The following is a 15,858-nucleotide window of genomic DNA, read 5'->3' on the forward strand; positions in this document are numbered from 1 at the left end:
CACTAGACAAGCACGCGACTGGCGATAGGCACGGCATTGCACACTGCAACATGCCGTTGCTGACGTGGACACCCGCCAAGCCTTGGCAGAGAAACCACTGGGAAGCGTGCCGCTGGCGGCCTGTCAGGCCCCGGTGATTCCGCCGTTCGCCTGGGCAGCCCTTGGCTTTAAGGGATTCCAATTTACCGGACTGCCACCCACCATGTACCAACGCAATATCCTTGTCGAGCAAACCGACCCCGAAGTTTTCGCCGCCATCCAAGCCGAAAATGAGCGCCAAGAACAGCACATTGAGCTGATTGCCAGCGAGAACTACGCCTCGCCCGCCGTGATGGCCGCGCAAGGCTCGCAACTGACCAACAAATACGCCGAAGGCTACCCCGGCAAGCGCTACTACGGTGGCTGCGAGTATGTCGATGTGGTGGAACAATTGGCGATTGACCGCCTAAAGCAAATTTTTGGTGCCGAAGCCGCCAACGTGCAGCCCAGCTCTGGCTCGCAAGCCAACCAAGCCGTGTTGCTGGCCTTTGCCAAGCCCGGCGACACCATCATGGGCATGAGCTTGGCCGAAGGTGGCCACCTGACGCACGGTATGCCGCTGAACATGTCGGGCAAGTGGTTCAACGTGATCTCTTACGGTCTGAATGCCGAAGAAGCGATTGACTACGACAAGATGGAAGCTTTGGCGCGTGAACACAAGCCCCGCATCATCATTGCCGGTGCTTCGGCCTATTCCTTGCGGATTGATTTTGAGCGTTTTGCCAACATCGCCAAAGAAATTGGTGCTATCTTGTGGGTGGACATGGCCCACTATGCTGGTTTGATTGCTGCGGGTGTCTATCCTAACCCCGTGCCGTTTGCCGATGTTGTTACCTCGACCACGCACAAGAGCCTGCGCGGCCCACGCGGTGGCGTGATTCTGATGAAGGCTGAACACGAAAAAGCCCTCAACAGCGCCATCTTCCCCGGCCTGCAAGGTGGCCCGCTGATGCACGTGATTGCCGCCAAGGCCGTGGCGTTCAAAGAAGCCCTGTCCCCCGAGTTCAAAGCCTACCAAGAACAAGTCGCCAAAAACGCCAAAGTGATGGCCGAAACCCTGACCGAGCGCGGTTTGCGTATCGTGTCGGGCCGCACCGAAAGCCACGTCATGCTGGTGGACTTGCGTGCCAAGGGTATCACCGGCAAGGTGGCCGAAGCTGCTTTGGGTGCTGCCCACATCACCATCAACAAAAACAGCATCCCCAATGACCCCGAAAAGCCGATGGTGACCAGCGGTATCCGCGTGGGTACTCCGGCCCTGACCACCCGTGGCTTCAAGGAAGAAGAAACCCGCCTGACCGCCAACTTGGTGGCCGACGTGCTAGACAACCCACACGATGAAGCCAATTTGGCTGCGGTGCGCGCCAAGGTGGCCGCACTGACCGCGCGCTTCCCGGTGTACCGTTAAGCCGCACGCTTTGCACCATGAAATGCCCCTTTTGCAGCCACCAAGAAACGCAAGTTGTCGAAACGCGGGTGTCTGAAGAAGGGGATGTCATTCGCCGTCGCCGCCGTTGTGCGGCTTGCGAAAAACGCTTCACCACCTACGAACGCCCCGAAGTGAGCTTTCCGGTGGTGGTGAAAAAAGATGGCCGCCGCACCGATTACGCCCGTTCTAAGCTGTTGGGTTCGTTTCGCATTGCGCTGCGTAAACGCCCCGTCAGTACGGCACAAATTGATACCGCCATTGAGGGCATTGAAGAAACCTTGCTTAATTTGGCGCAACGTGAAGTGCCCTCCAGCCACATTGGCGAGCTGGTGATGCGCGAACTGAAAAAGTTAGACCAAGTGGCCTATATTCGCTATGCCAGTGTCTATCGCAGTTTTGAGGACATTGATGAATTCAAACTGCTGGTGGACGAGGTGCGGCAATAAGGCCAAAGCCAGCCTACCCATCACGGGTGCGGCCAGCGCATCTGGCCGCTGCTATACCGCTGCCGCAATCGGTGGCACAGCCTGCACCACATCTCCACACTGGGCGCGGTGGCGCAAGGCATGGTCCATCAGTACCAAAGCCAACAAAGCCTCGGCAATGGGTGCGGCACGGATGCCGACGCAAGGGTCATGGCGGCCTTTGGTAATCACCTCTACCGGTTGGCCGTGGAGGTTGATGGAATCACGCGGGCTAAGGATAGAGCTGGTAGGCTTGATGGCAATCGACACCTCAATGTCTTGCCCAGTGCTGATACCACCCAAAACACCGCCAGCATGGTTGCTGGCAAAGCCTTCGGGGGTGAGTGAATCACCATGCACGGTGCCACGCTGGGCCACGCTGGCAAAACCGGCACCAATTTCTACCCCTTTAACGGCATTCAGGCCCATCATGGCATAGGCGATGTCGGCATCGAGCTTGTCGAACAAAGGTTCGCCCAAACCGACCGGCACGCCCGTGGCCTGCACCCGAATGCGCGCGCCACAAGAATCCCCGGCTTTACGCAGGGCATCCATATAGTCTTCGTAGGCGCTTACATCGGCCACTGGGGCGAAGAAGGGGTTATGCGGTACATGCGCCCAATCTTCAAACGGAATGGGCAATTCGCCCAATTGCGTCATGCAGGCCCGGAACTGCGTGCCAAATTTTTCGGCCAACCATTTTTTGGCCACCGCACCAGCGGCCACCGTGGGTGCTGTCAGGCGCGCCGAAGAACGCCCACCGCCGCGTGGGTCACGCAGGCCATATTTGTGCCAGTAGGTGTAATCGGCATGGCCGGGGCGAAAAGTTTGCAAAATATCGCCGTAGTCTTTGCTGCGCTGGTCTTGGTTGCGAATCAGCAAGGCAATCGGCGTGCCGGTGGTGGTGCCCTGATAGACCCCGGACAAAATCTCTACCGCATCCGGCTCGTTGCGCTGGGTGACGTGGCGGCTGGTGCCGGGACGACGGCGGTCAAGGTCGGCCTGAATGTCGGCCTCGCTCAAGGCCATGCCCGGTGGGCAGCCGTCAATCACGCAGCCAATGGCTGGGCCGTGGGATTCACCAAAGTTGGTGACGGTGAAAAGGGTTCCGAAGGTATTGCCGCTCATGGGGGCGATTATCCCAGAGCGGCCCACCCAGCGCAGGCAGTGCGCTTAGGCAGCGGGTGCTTTTTCTTCGTCGGGCCAATCCCGAATGTAGGCTTTGAGCATTTGGTTTTCAAAGTTTTGGCTGTCCACCACCGCCTTGGCCACATCGTAAAAGCTAATCACGCCCATCAGCATCCGGCTGTCCATGACGGGCATATAGCGGGCATGGCGCTCTAGCATCATGCGCCGCACCTCGTCCATGTCGGTCTCCATCGTGCAGGTCAGGGGGGCATCGTCCATCGCGCTACGCACGCGCAAGGTGCCGACGCTACCGCCGTTTTTGACCAAACTTTGGATGATTTCGCGGAAGGTGAGCATACCGACCAAGTCGCCATGCTCCATCACCACCAGAGAGCCAATGTCGCGCTCGGACATGATTTGCACGGCTTCGGCCAAGGGGCGGGAAGGGTCAACGGTGTAAAGGGTATTGCCCTTGACGCGCAGGATGTCACTGACTTTCATAATCTATCGGGTGCCCAATCAACGGGTTGCTGGTATTTTTTGCGAATATAGCCCACAAACTGCGGCGATTGCGATGGCAGCTTGCGCTTTAGTTTAATTTGGCCAATTGTGCTGGCTTGACCCAAGCATCAAACTGTTCGGCACTGACATAGCCTAAAGCGAGCGCCGCTTGGCGCAAGGTGAGTCCTTCGGTATGGGCTTTGCGGGCAATTTCAGCCACTTTTTCTTCCTCCAGATGCGGATGGAGGGCGGCCACCAACACCAAGGAGCGCTCTAGCACCTCGGCCAGGTGTGTGCGCCGGGGTTCGATGCCCAGCACACAATGGTCATGGAAACTTTGCATCCCATCGGCCAGCAGGCGCACACTTTGCAAAAAGTTGTGGATGATGACGGGCCGAAACACATTGAGCTGAAAATTGCCCGAAGCCCCGCCGATGTTGATGGCCACATCGTTGCCCAGCACCTGACAACACAACATCATCAGCGCTTCGCATTGGGTGGGGTTGGCTTTGCCGGGCAAAATGAAAGCACCCGATTCATTCTCGGGGATACTGATTTCACCCAAACCGCCGCGCGGGCCGCTGGCCATCCAACGGATGTCGTTGGCAATTTTCATCAGGCTGGCGGCCAAAGTTTTGAGCGCTCCGTGGGCGTGGATTAACGCATCGCAGGTGGCCAAGGCTTCAAACTTGTTGGGCGCAGTCACCAAAGGCAAGCCGGTTAAATCAGCCAACTCTTGGGCTACCAAGGGGGCAAAATCGGGCAAGGCGTGCAGCCCGGTGCCGACGGCCGTCCCCCCCAGCGCCAGCTCGCACAGGTGCGGCAGGGCATCGCGCACATGCTGCTCGGCTTGGCGCAGTTGCGCCGCCCAACCCGAGATTTCTTGGCCCAAGCCCACCGGGGCAGCGTCTTGTAAATGGGTGCGCCCCAGTTTGACCACATCGGCAAAGGCTTGGGATTTGTCGGTCAGGGTGGCGCGCAAGGTTTGCAGCGCGGGCAACAAGCGCCGCAGCAAAACTTCTACCGCCGCCACATGCATGGCTGTGGGAAAGACGTCGTTGCTGGCTTGGCCTAAATTGACATCTTCATACGGACGTACCCAACGGCCTTGGCCACGCGGGCCACCCAGCAACTCGCTGGCCCGGTTGGCCAGCACTTCATTGACGTTCATGTGACTTTGCGTGCCCGAGCCACTTTGCCACACCGACAGCGGGAACTCCTCATCATGCTCACCATTGAGCAGCTCATCGACGGCGGCAATGATGGCGGTGGCTTTGGCCGCTTCTAGTCGCCCTTGGGCATGGTTGACATAGGCACAGGCACGCTTGATTTGCGCCAAGGCGCGCAACAACTCTGGGGCCATGCGCTCGTCAGAAATCGCAAAATGCCGCCGCGCCCGTTGCGTCTGTGCGCCCCAAAGCCGTTGGGCAGGCACCGCCATCGGGCCAAGGTTGTCAAACTCGGTGCGTGTGGAAGGGGAAGATTGGGAAGATTCTGTGGTCATGGCGCTGGCTCCTGCATCCAACGCATATTACCGCCAGTGCCCACACCACGACAGCCTGATGCAAGCCGTGCAGTAGGATAATTAACACTTCAATCATCGACAACAAACTCCGCCCCCCCATGAGTACCACCACCATCCGCCAACAAGACCTGATTGATTCCATCGCCGCTGCGCTGCAATACATCAGCTACTACCACCCCAGCGATTACATCGAGCATCTGGCGCGCGCCTACGAGCGCGAACAAAGTCCAGCGGCCAAAGATGCGATGGCGCAAATTTTGACCAACAGCAAAATGAGCGCCACTGGCCAGCGCCCGATTTGCCAAGACACCGGCATCGTCAACGTGTTCCTCAAGGTGGGCATGGATGTGCGCTGGGAAGGCTTTAGCGGCAGCTTGGACGATGCCATCAACGAAGGCGTGCGCCGTGGCTACAACCACCCCGACAACACCCTGCGTGCCAGCGTGGTGGCCGACCCACTGTTTGCGCGCAAGAACACCAAAGACAACACCCCGGCGGTTATCTTCACCGAAATCGTGCCCGGCAACCAAGTGGACATCACCGTGGCAGCCAAGGGCGGCGGCTCCGAGAACAAGTCCAAGATGATTATGATGAACCCCAGCGACAATTTAGTCGATTGGGTACTGAAAACCGTGCCGACGATGGGCGCTGGCTGGTGTCCACCCGGCATGTTGGGCATTGGCATTGGTGGCACCGCAGAAAAAGCCGTGCTGCTGGCCAAAGAAAGCCTGATGGACGACCTGAACATGTACGAGCTGCAAGCCAAAGCCGCCAGCGGTGCTGCCTTGGACGACGTAGAGAAACTGCGCCTAGAGTTGTTTGAGAAGGTCAACGCGCTGGGTATTGGTGCGCAAGGTTTGGGCGGCCTGACCACGGTGCTGGACATCAAAATCAAGATGTACCCCACGCACGCCGCCAGCAAGCCCGTGGCCATGATTCCCAACTGCGCCGCCACGCGCCACGCGCACTTTGTCATGGATGGCTCTGGCCCGGTCTATTTGGACCCGCCCAGCTTGGACTTGTGGCCCAAGATTGATTGGGAGCCAGATTACAACAAGAGCAAAAAAGTCAACCTCGACACGCTCACCAAGGAAGAAGTGGCCAGCTGGAAGCCCGGCGACACCCTGCTGCTCAACGGCAAAATGCTCACCGGCCGCGATGCCGCGCACAAGCGCATCCAAGACATGCTGGCCAAGGGCGAGAAGCTGCCGGTCGATTTCACCAACCGCGTGATTTACTACGTCGGCCCCGTGGACCCCGTGCGTGATGAAGCCGTCGGCCCCGCTGGCCCCACCACCGCCACGCGCATGGATGGCTTTACCGAGATGATGCTGGCGCAAACCGGCCTGATTGCCATGATTGGTAAGGCTGAACGCGGCCCAGTGGCCATCGAAGCCATCAAAAAGCACCAATCGGCCTACCTGATGGCCGTGGGCGGCGCAGCTTACCTCGTCTCTAAAGCGATTAAAACCGCCAAAGTGGTCGGCTTTGAAGACTTGGGCATGGAGGCCATTTATGAATTTGATGTGGTGGACATGCCCGTCACTGTGGCGGTAGATGCTGGCGGCACCAGCGCCCACATCACCGGCCCAGCCGAATGGGAAAAGCGCATCGCTACCGGCGAGTTCAAGGGTATCACTGTCGCTGGCGCTTAATGCCCTCTGCCATGCAGCAGCCCATTGGTGTCTTTGACAGCGGCATTGGTGGGCTGAGCGTGCTGCAAGCCCTGCGCGCGGAGCTGCCGCAGGAGCGCTTTGTCTATCTGGCTGATAGCGCTTATGCCCCCTATGGCGAGCGCGGCGATGCGTTCGTCAAGGCGCGCAGCCATGCCATTGCCGATTATTTGTGCCAGCAGCACCACATCAAAGCCTTGGTGGTAGCGTGCAACACCGCTACCGCCGCAGCAATTGACGAATTGCGCGCCCAACGCCCACAACTGCCTTTGGTAGGCATTGAGCCAGCGCTCAAACCGGCGGTGGCCCACAGCAAAACCAAGCGGATTGGGGTGATTGGCACCCGTGGCACCTTGGGCAGTGCGCGCTTTGCTAAATTGCTGGCCTCTTTGCAAGGGCAGGCCGCGTTTGTGCTGCAACCCTGCGATGGCTTAGCCCATGCGATTGAGCGCAGCACGCTGCAAAGCCCTGCCAATGGGCCTATCCAAACCACAGAAACCCAAGCCCTGTGTGCGCGCTACACCCAAGCCCTGGGGCCGTTTGGCGCACAGCCCGGCCAAATCGACACCTTGGTATTGGGCTGCACCCATTATTTGTTTGCCCAAGACGATTTGCAAACACTGCTGGGGCCAGACATCCGTTTGGTGGCCGCTGGCGAGCCAGTCGCCCGGCAAACCCGGCATTTATTGCAAGCCACAGGTCGTTTATGCCACACATCCACTCCACTGGCAGCGGACACGGCCTTACAGCTCTACACCACCGGCACCTTGGCCGCCTTGCAAACGGCGGCTGCCCGCTGGCTGCAACTGTCCGCCAGCACTTGCCACGCCATCGCCTTGCCACACCACGAGGCCCATTAAGACAGGGCGGCGCTTATGGTGCCACCGATTCGGTTTGCCACAGGCGTGGCCCGGCTTGCTCTAGGTGCGTCAGGTACAGGCGCACATCCAACTCATATTGGTGGTAAGCGGGTTCCATGTGTTCGCACAATTGGTAAAACGCTTTGTTATGCTCGCGTTCACGCAGATGGGCCAGCTCATGCACCACAATCATGCGTAAAAATTCTTCAGGCACTTGCTTGAACAGCGCTGCAATGCGGATTTCGTGCTTGGCCGCCAAACGCCCCCCTTGCACGCGCGACACGGCGGTATGCAAGCCCAACGCATGGCGCACAATATGGATTTTGCTATCGAACACCACTTTATTGACCGCATCGGCACGGCGCAAATGGCGCTCTTTTAAGGCCGTGGTGTAGTGGTACAGCGCTTTATCGGTACGCACAGCATGGGCTTGCGGATATTTGCGCTCTAGCAGCGTAGCCAGTCCTTGGGGTTGGGCCAGTAAGGTGGCAACTTGCTGGCGCAAAGAGGCAGAATAGGCGCGCAGATAAGGCAAATCGGCCACAGCGGCCGCAGCAGCTGCCACGCTCAGTGCAGGTGGCGTGGCCGACGGCCACCCCCATGACCACCCCCCGCGCCGCCGCGCGGCGGTTTGCTGATTTCTAAAGAGTCCACCAAGGCATCAAAGCGTTGGGTGAACAGTTTGTCAATCTCGGTGACCACGCCGCCCAGTTCTGCACCATCAAAATGGCGCTCCATCATGTGAACCACATCGCGCACCAGCAAATCGCGTTGCACCTGCATGATGGCAGCGGGCGTGGGGCCGACAAACAGCATGATGAAATCATCGCGCGATTCTGCATCGTCGGCGATGTTGTCGTCCTCTTCGTCGTCGTCGTCAAACTGGGTATCGTAGAACGAGACTTCTATCGGTGCGCCTTGCTCGGCCAGTTCATTGAGGGCCATGCACATTTCATCGAGCGCTTGGCGAAAATCCTCATCACCGCGCACCGTCCAGCACATCCGCAACACATGCTCGGCGGTATCAAACCTGATGCCCGGTTCTTCTTCGTAGGCGCTGGTAGCGCCAGCGGCCAAGGAGCGCGCACCGGCATAGTGCCACAGCGGCTTGAGCGCCTCTTGCAGTTGGGCATACTGCACATCGGGGCGCAGTAAGACCTCGCCATGCACATGAATTTCGAAGGGAGCGTTGTAATTTGACATGGTTCAATCGTAATGGTGCCGCCCACACCGGAATACATGCGGGCGGAAATTTTAGCATTCAGCCACCAGCGGCTAAGACGCTGCTGGCGCTAACAGCCGGGGCAACGGCAACAACAGCGGGCTGGAAATACTGTACGCCATTGCGGCCGGCTTCTTTGGCTTGGTACATGGCCGCATCGGCTTGGTCTAGCAATTGTGCCGCGCTGCAATCCGGGCCAGCAAAAAAAGTCAACCCCATACTGGCAGTGCAATGGTGTTGCACGGTGCGGGCCAATGTGTGCGCTTCATCGGCCAAATTGAGATGGTACGGTTCTGACAGCGTTTGCAAAATTTTCTGCGCTACATGGTCGGCTTGCTGGGTGGCCGTGGCAGCATCGGCGCTCAAGCCATTGAGTACCACGACAAACTCATCACCACCCAAACGCGCAGCGGTGTCGGTGCCCCGAATGGCTTGCTTTAGGCGTTGCGCTACCTCTTGCAGCAGCAAATCACCCACATTGTGGCCGTAACGGTCATTCAGGGGCTTGAAATTGTCCAAATCCATAAACAACACCGCGCTGCGTTGCTGATGGCGTTGGTTGTGCAGCATAGCCCGCTCTAGGTGTTCGTAGAGTAAGCGCCGGTTGGGCAGGTGCGTCAGGGCATCGTGAAAGGCCAAATCACGGATGCGCTCATCCAGTTCTTGGCGCTCGGTGATGTCGGAGCAAAAATTAAGCGTGGCCGGTTGGTCGCACCAATCAATCGCCACCCCGCTGATTTCTGCCCAGCGCACGCCACGGTGCTGGGTGAGGATACGGGCGGGGTATTTCAAATCATCGGCTTGGCCCTGTGCGCGTTTTTGGTGGTTTTCTGCCACCAAGGCCCGGTCGTCAGGGTGAATAAAATCAAGGATGGATTGCCCCAGTAATGCTTCGCGGTCATAGCCAAAAATTTCCAGCATTTTGGGATTGACAAAGCGCAGAATGCCTTGTTCCAGAACGCAGATGCCCTCGTTGGCCGATTCAATCAATTTGCGGTAGCGGTGTTCGCTGTCCACACGCGCCTGCTCGGTGCGCTCTTGCGCCATCACCAACATCCCCACTGACAGCAACAGGGTATCGAGCAAGGACAGCATAAAGCTCAGAATCACCGTGGTGGTGGAGTCGGTCACTTTTTGCGCCGAATCCCAACCCGCCAGCGTCACCACGATGCGGTAAAACATGGTCAGAACGGTCAACACCGCCGCAAAGCCCAAAATATACTTGCCACGCCCGACAATTTGCTGCCGCCCCTGCCACAACAACACCGACATATGCACAAATTGCAGCATGGTAATGGCCGAAATCCAAATGCGCCGCGCTTGGTAGGCATCGACCAGCCACCAAGTCCCTAAGCCCACCAAAAGCACCGGTACGGCCACCAAACCCCTTGGAGCAGCACGCCCCTGAAAGCGGTACAGCGCCAGCACATACAAGGCCATCGCCGCATTGATGGCGATATTGCCCAGCACCACCGACAACAAGGGCGACACTTGGCCACGCAAAAAAAACAGGGCGTAGCCCATACCCTGTGCCATCAGGCCAAAAGAGAACACCAGCAAATCAGGCTGGCGGCGGTAGGCCACCGAGGCAATCGACAAGGCCATAGCCATCACACCGACAAACAGCATGACGAACATGGTGGGAACATGCAGGTTCATCACGAAACCCGGTGGTTGGCTGGAAAAGTGTAGCGTAACAGAAAGTAACTAAAGTAACACTACAGTAACACGATGTCGTATTGCTCTTGCCCAATGGCTCCTTCGGCCTGCAAAGAAATAGGTTTACCGATGAAGTCGCTCAAACCGGCCAAATGCTGGCTTTCTTCGTCCAGCAGCAGCTCGACCACCTGCGGTGCCGCCACCACGCGAAACTCACGCGGGTGAAATTGGCGCGCTTCGCGCAGGATTTCGCGCAGGATGTCATAGGCCACGCTGCGCGCGGTTTTAATCGCCCCACGTCCTTGGCAAGAGGGGCAAGGCTCGCACAGCATGTGGGCTAAAGAGTCGCGCGTGCGTTTGCGTGTCATCTCAACCAAGCCCAGTTGCGAGAAGCCCCCGGCAGAGGTTTTGACGCGGTCGCGGCCCAGTTGCTTTTTAAATTCGGCCAATACGGCCTGTTGGTGGTCTTCGCGCACCATGTCAATAAAATCAACAATGATGATGCCGCCCAAATTGCGTAAGCGCAGTTGGCGTGCAATGGCCCCAGCAGCTTCTAAATTGGTTTTGAAGATGGTGTCGTCAAAATTGCGCGCACCCACAAAGCCGCCGGTGTTGACATCCACCGTGGTCAGGGCTTCGGTTTGGTCGATGATGAGGTAGCCACCCGATTTCAAATCCACCCGACGGCCCAAGGCGCGGGCGATTTCTTCGTCAATCGCGTACAGGTCAAAAATCGGGCGCTCGCCCTTGTAGTGCTGCAATTTGGCGGTGGCGGTGGGCATCAATTCTTGGCCAAAGGCGCGCAGACGCTGGAATTGCTCCATCGAGTCCAGCCGGATGCTGTGCGTATGGTCGCCCACCAAATCGCGCAACACGCGCTGCAACAGGTCTAAATCTTGCAGCAACAAGGATTTTGGCGGCAATTTGAGCGAGGCTTGTTTGGTGCGCGCCCACGTTTTGCGCAGGTAGGCAATGTCTTCGGCCAGTTCGGTATCGCTGGCATCTTCGCCATTGGTACGCAAAATGAAACCACCCCCGCCGCCGGTTTCTTTGGTTCCCACCAAAGTTTGCAAGCGCGCGCGCAGGGCATCGCGCTCGGCAGCAGGTATTTTTTGCGATACACCCACATGGTCATCTTGCGGCAAAAACACCAGCAAGCGCCCAGCAATGCTGATTTGGGTCGAAAGGCGTGCGCCTTTGCTGCCCATTGGGTCTTTGACCACCTGCACTATCAGGGACTGGCCTTCAAACACCTGTTTTTCAATCGGCACCAGCGGCTCGGTTTTGCGGGCAATGCTGGGTGGCTCGCCATCGGGTTGGCGTTGCCAGACATCGGCCACGTGCAAAAAAGCCGCGCGTTCTAGGCCAATGTCGATAAAGGCCGACTGCATTCCCGGCAGCACGCGCACCACTTTGCCCAAATAGACATTGCCGACCAAACCGCGCTCTAAGGGGCGCTCTAGGTGCAGCTCTTGCACCGCGCCGTTTTCGACAATGGCCACGCGGGTTTCTTGTGGTGACCAGTTGATAAGGATGTCTTGTTGCAAGCTGGGCATGGAAGGTGGGCGCGCACAGATGCACGGTAAAAAGAAAAATCAGAGGAAAAATCCGGCAGCACGCAGTAATTGTGCTGTCTCGAACAACGGCAGCCCCATGATGCCTGAATAACTGCCGCTGATTTGCTGTACATAGGCCGCTGCGCGCCCTTGGATGCCATAAGCCCCGGCTTTGCCCAAAGGCTCGCCGCTGGCCACATAGGCGGCGATGTGCGCGGCGCTCATCTGGCTAAAAGTGACGCGCGAGACGGACAGCGCTTGGTAGCGCTGCGCGCCCTGCTGCAAGGCCAACGCCGTCAAAACGCGGTGGCTGCTGCCCGAAAGTTGTGCCAACATCTGCGCGGCGTGCGCGGCATCATCGGGTTTACCAAAAATACGCCGACCTTGGGCCACGGTGGTATCGGCGCACAAAATGGGAGCTGGCGGCAAACCCCGGCGCGCGTGCCGCGCTACCGCCGCATCCAATTTCAGCGCCGTAACGCGCTGCACATAGGCGGTCGGAGACTCACCGGGCAACACGGCTTCTAAGGCTTCGGCATCTTCAGCCTCGTGCGGGTGGTCTGGTGTTTGGGCCAACAGCAATTGGTGCGGGATGCCCAACTGCTCTAGCAACTGGCTACGGCGCGGGCTTTGCGAGGCCAAGTAAATAAAATCAGGCATGGCAAGGCTCCAGCCAAAGGGCGATGCAAAAGTAGGTTAAAACAGGCTATTCCCGGTGGTAGGGATGCCCGGCATTGACCGACCATGCCCGGTACAGCTGCTCAATCAGCAGCACACGCACCATCGCATGGGGCAGGGTTAAATCTGACAGGCGGATACGCTCGTGGGCGGCTTGCCGAAAAGCTGGGTCTAGGCCATCCGGGCCACCAATCACCAACGCCACATCATCGCCCGAGAGTTGCCAGCCCTTGAGCCGCTCGGCCAGTGCCTTGGTCGTCAGGTTGGTGCCGCGCTCGTCCAGCGCGACTATGCGCGTACCGCGCGGAATGGCGGCCTCAATGCGCTCGCGTTCGGCAGCATAGAGGGTTTCTAGGGTTTTAGAGCCACGCGGTTCGGTCTTGACGGCCTTGAGTTCTACCTTGAGTTCGGGCGGAAAGCGTTTGGCGTAATCATCATAGGCCGTTTGCGCCCAATCGGGCACGCGCTGGCCCACGGCCACAATCAGCAGGCGCATGGCTCAAGGCTCCTTACTCAGGCTGGCTGCGCGGCGCAGACTTGCGGACTGGGGCTTTTTTGGCCGCCGTGGTTTTGGCTGGTGCGGCTTTTTTATCGGCGCGCGGCTTCACGACCACGGTTTTGATAGCTTTTTTGGCCGCAGGGGCGGCTGGGGCTGCACTGCTGCTCTTGGCGGTGCGTTTGGCCGGTGCTTTGGCGGCAGTGCTGGTGGCATCGGCTGGCTTGGCAGCAGTTTTGCGTGCGGCGGGCTTTTTGGCAGCTACTGGGGTTTCAGCAGGTGCGGCAGCGGTGCTGGCGCGGCTGGGTTTGCGTGCAGCAGGCTTTTTGGCTGTGGCAAGCGTGCCTTCTTCTGCGGCAGCGGCTTCGGCCTTGGCGGCACGGCGGGCAGCGGTTTTAGCGGGCACTTTGGCCACGGGGGCTACCGGCTTGGCCGCACCCAGTTTGAGGCGCACCGGCTTCTCGCCCCACAGCTCTTCTAGGCGGTAATACTGGCGAATCGTAGGCTGCATGATATGCACCACAGCAGCGCCGCAATCCACAATAATCCATTCGCCGTTGTCTTCGCCTTCGGTGCGGGGTTTGGCAAAACCGGCTTCGCGCACGGCATCGCGCACGCTGGCAGCCAGCGCTTTGGTTTGGCGATTAGAGGTGCCCGAGGCCACAATCACGCGCTCAAAGAGCGCTGACAGGTGTTCGGTATCAAAGACTTGGATATCCTGCGCCTTGACATCTTCAAGGCCGTCAACGATGGCGCGTTGGAGTTTAGTAACGTCTTTTTTAGCGGTGGATTCCGATTGGGCAGTAGTGGTCATCAGGCAGTGGTCAGAGAAAAAAGGATAACAGGAAAAAATCAATGGCTGCCAATATAGCAGCGCACTTTCAGGCTTCAATGCGGTCGCGGCCCTCGGCTTTGGCGCGCAACAAAGCGGCATCAGCCCGGTTGAGGGTATCGGAAAAGCGCTCACCTAGCTGGTAGGCGCTCAAACCGATGCTGGCAGAAATGGGAGTGTCCAGAAATTCGATGCGAATGGCCTTGATACTCTGGGCCACCCGCTGGGCAATCTGCAATGCAAAATCTAGCGGTGTTTCGGGCATCAACAGTAAAAACTCTTCACCCCCCCAACGGCCACAAACATCGTATTCGCGCAGTGCATCGGCAATCGCGCGGGCAATGGCACACAGGACGGTATCACCGGCCTCATGGCCGAAGCGATCGTTGATGGTTTTGAACCGATCTACATCCAAAATGCCCAGCGTATAAGGCGACGCTTTGCGGTTAGCACGCTCGGTTTCTTGCGTCAGGCGCTCCATTAAAAAACGGCGGTTACCCAAGCCGGTCAATGGGTCATGCAGCGAAGCTTGTTTGAGGGTTTCGCTCAGCTCGCGCAGGCTGTTTTGGTAGCGGTCGGAGATGCGGGCGAGTTTTTCCAAGCGGTGCAATTGGCGCTCGTATTGTTGCTCTAGGCTCTCTTGTTGGCGGCGTGATATGTACTGGTAACCGTCAGAAATGCGAATCAGGCGCTGTAACTGCGCCTGATGCACTTGGTTACAGGCCAGCAACTGCGCCAGCGGCGCACGCAAAGGGTTGCTTTGGTGCGTTGGGTCGGCCAACAGGGCCTGCACTTGGGTGACCAGCTCGTCCTCATCGGCGGACTGGCTTGGGCGTTCAGGCATCGGCCGCAATCTGGAATGGAAAGCTGCAATCTTCGCGGAACTCATCGGCCAAGTCCACCACGCGCTCGTTGCGCGGGTCGTAATACCAATCTACACGCACTTGGCGACCCTGTTGGTGGGCATCTTCGAGCAGGTCAAAAATATCCATCATGGCCTTGACGGAGCTGGTGTTCATATAGACCAGATGCAACTCCAAGCGCAGCATGGGCGCGGGCGGGTTTTGCAAAAAGCGCTCTAGCCAGCTGATGATGGGGCCAAAAAATTCAAACGAATTTTCGGGGTAGGAGTCGCCTTGCATACGCAGTATGCCCTGCGCCCAGTCGGCGCTCACGCTGGGCGTGGATTGGCTGCCCGTGATAGAGATGTCGTTGGTATCGCTCATGGTCGATAAATTAGGAAGTTTTTTGAATCACGGCGCGCACACTGAAAAAACAACGTCCGTTGTCCAGTTCAGTCAGGGTAGCACTCAGGGGTTGTACCGATTTGCGCGCAATATCAATCAAGCCCAAGCCCGCACCGCTGGCGCTGGATTCGGTGCGTGGCTGGCGCAGTTGCGTTTTGTAGGCGGCCTTGAGTTCAGCTTTGTCCATGCTGGCCAATTTGGCAATGTGGGCCATGATGACTTGGCCATCGGGTTTTTCAACCACATTGCCCGATTGCACAATGTAATGCTGCTCATCGTCACGCGCCACCACCACGGTGGCGGAGCTGTCAATCTCGTCGTATTGGTGCGCCAGCGCGTAATGGCGGATATTTTGCGTCATCTCGATATACACGCTGAACACATCCATCGCTGCACTGGGTTGGGCTTGGTCGGCTTGTAGGTAGTTTTTGAGCGCATTGCCGATTTCCTCAATCAGACTGCGCGAAATGGGGCCGTTAAAGCACAGCAAAATATTGCTGCGGTTAAAGTGCGCCCGCAGCTCAAACAGGTTGATGTCTTGCATAGAAA

Annotated in this window: 17 protein-coding genes and 1 riboswitch; of the genes, 4 read left to right on the plus strand and 13 right to left on the minus strand. The window is 58.2% G+C overall.

The window, feature by feature from the left end; genetic code table 11:
- Positions 1-4 precede the first annotated feature (4 nt).
- Positions 5-163, plus strand: a riboswitch (ZMP/ZTP riboswitch).
- 39 nt (positions 164-202) lie between these two features.
- Both glyA and nrdR read left to right on the plus strand, forming a co-directional pair.
- Positions 203-1,447: a serine hydroxymethyltransferase gene (gene glyA, locus PHX60_RS03020; RefSeq protein ID WP_300074504.1), complete on the plus strand. Its 1,245-nt coding sequence runs from the start codon at positions 203-205 to the stop codon at positions 1,445-1,447.
- Between the two features lie 17 nt (positions 1,448-1,464).
- Positions 1,465-1,914: a transcriptional regulator NrdR gene (nrdR, locus tag PHX60_RS03025; RefSeq protein WP_300074507.1), complete on the plus strand. Its 450-nt coding sequence runs from the start codon at positions 1,465-1,467 to the stop codon at positions 1,912-1,914.
- Between the two features lie 51 nt (positions 1,915-1,965).
- Here nrdR and aroC read toward each other — a convergent pair whose 3' ends face one another.
- The 3 genes from aroC to fumC all read right to left on the minus strand — a co-directional run bounded on the left by aroC (position 1,966) and on the right by fumC (position 5,065).
- Positions 1,966-3,060 carry a chorismate synthase gene (gene aroC / locus PHX60_RS03030; protein ID WP_300074510.1) on the minus strand — a complete coding sequence of 365 codons (1,095 nt, stop codon included), beginning with the start codon at positions 3,058-3,060 and terminating at the stop codon, positions 1,966-1,968.
- 45 nt (positions 3,061-3,105) lie between these two features.
- Positions 3,106-3,561: a CBS domain-containing protein gene (locus PHX60_RS03035; protein ID WP_300074513.1), complete on the minus strand. Its 456-nt coding sequence runs from the start codon at positions 3,559-3,561 to the stop codon at positions 3,106-3,108.
- An 88-nt stretch (positions 3,562-3,649) separates the two neighbouring features.
- Entirely contained in the window at positions 3,650-5,065 is a 1,416-nt protein-coding gene (fumC, locus tag PHX60_RS03040; RefSeq protein WP_300074516.1) for a class II fumarate hydratase, read from the minus strand.
- Between the two features lie 119 nt (positions 5,066-5,184).
- On the opposite strand from fumC, the gene PHX60_RS03045 reads away from it, so the two are divergent.
- Both PHX60_RS03045 and murI read left to right on the plus strand, forming a co-directional pair.
- Positions 5,185-6,741, plus strand: coding sequence for a fumarate hydratase (locus PHX60_RS03045; protein WP_300074519.1), 1,557 nt, complete (start codon positions 5,185-5,187; stop codon positions 6,739-6,741).
- Complete coding sequence (murI, locus tag PHX60_RS03050; RefSeq protein ID WP_300074522.1) at positions 6,741-7,619, plus strand: glutamate racemase; 879 nt, start codon at positions 6,741-6,743, stop codon at positions 7,617-7,619. Before PHX60_RS03045 ends, murI begins: the two co-directional genes overlap by 1 nt.
- Positions 7,620-7,632: 13 nt before the next feature.
- Here the strand turns inward: murI and PHX60_RS03055 are convergent, their stop codons facing one another.
- From PHX60_RS03055 to siaB, 10 genes are all read right to left on the minus strand, one after another.
- On the minus strand, positions 7,633-8,184 hold the full coding sequence (locus PHX60_RS03055; protein ID WP_300074525.1) for a YgjP-like metallopeptidase domain-containing protein: 552 nt from the start codon (positions 8,182-8,184) through the stop codon (positions 7,633-7,635).
- 2 nt (positions 8,185-8,186) lie between these two features.
- On the minus strand, positions 8,187-8,822 hold the full coding sequence (locus PHX60_RS03060) for a DUF6806 family protein (protein ID WP_300074528.1): 636 nt from the start codon (positions 8,820-8,822) through the stop codon (positions 8,187-8,189).
- Positions 8,823-8,880: 58 nt separating this feature from the next.
- Positions 8,881-10,500 carry a diguanylate cyclase gene (locus tag PHX60_RS03065; RefSeq protein WP_300074531.1) on the minus strand — a complete coding sequence of 540 codons (1,620 nt, stop codon included), beginning with the start codon at positions 10,498-10,500 and terminating at the stop codon, positions 8,881-8,883.
- 59 nt (positions 10,501-10,559) lie between these two features.
- Positions 10,560-12,047 carry a ribonuclease G gene (gene rng / locus PHX60_RS03070; RefSeq protein WP_300074778.1) on the minus strand — a complete coding sequence of 496 codons (1,488 nt, stop codon included), beginning with the start codon at positions 12,045-12,047 and terminating at the stop codon, positions 10,560-10,562.
- Positions 12,048-12,095: 48 nt separating this feature from the next.
- Positions 12,096-12,716, minus strand: a complete 621-nt coding sequence (locus tag PHX60_RS03075) for a Maf family protein (protein ID WP_300074534.1) — start codon at positions 12,714-12,716, stop codon at positions 12,096-12,098.
- Between the two features lie 46 nt (positions 12,717-12,762).
- Entirely contained in the window at positions 12,763-13,230 is a 468-nt protein-coding gene (gene rlmH / locus PHX60_RS03080) for a 23S rRNA (pseudouridine(1915)-N(3))-methyltransferase RlmH (protein ID WP_300074537.1), read from the minus strand.
- Between the two features lie 13 nt (positions 13,231-13,243).
- The gene (gene rsfS, locus PHX60_RS03085) at positions 13,244-14,044 is read right to left on the minus strand and encodes a ribosome silencing factor (RefSeq protein WP_300074540.1); all 801 of its coding nucleotides are present in this window, start codon (positions 14,042-14,044) and stop codon (positions 13,244-13,246) included.
- Between the two features lie 67 nt (positions 14,045-14,111).
- Positions 14,112-14,906, minus strand: coding sequence for a biofilm regulation diguanylate cyclase SiaD (siaD, locus tag PHX60_RS03090; protein ID WP_300074542.1), 795 nt, complete (start codon positions 14,904-14,906; stop codon positions 14,112-14,114).
- Entirely contained in the window at positions 14,899-15,288 is a 390-nt protein-coding gene (siaC, locus tag PHX60_RS03095) for a biofilm regulation phosphoprotein SiaC (RefSeq protein WP_300074545.1), read from the minus strand. Before siaC ends, siaD begins: the two co-directional genes overlap by 8 nt.
- 10 nt (positions 15,289-15,298) lie before the next feature.
- Entirely contained in the window at positions 15,299-15,853 is a 555-nt protein-coding gene (gene siaB / locus PHX60_RS03100) for a biofilm regulation protein kinase SiaB (RefSeq protein ID WP_300074548.1), read from the minus strand.
- Positions 15,854-15,858: the final 5 nt, after the last annotated feature.

It is taken from the genome of Giesbergeria sp. (genome assembly GCF_028686475.1).
Classification (GTDB): Bacteria; Pseudomonadota; Gammaproteobacteria; order Burkholderiales; family Burkholderiaceae_C; genus Simplicispira.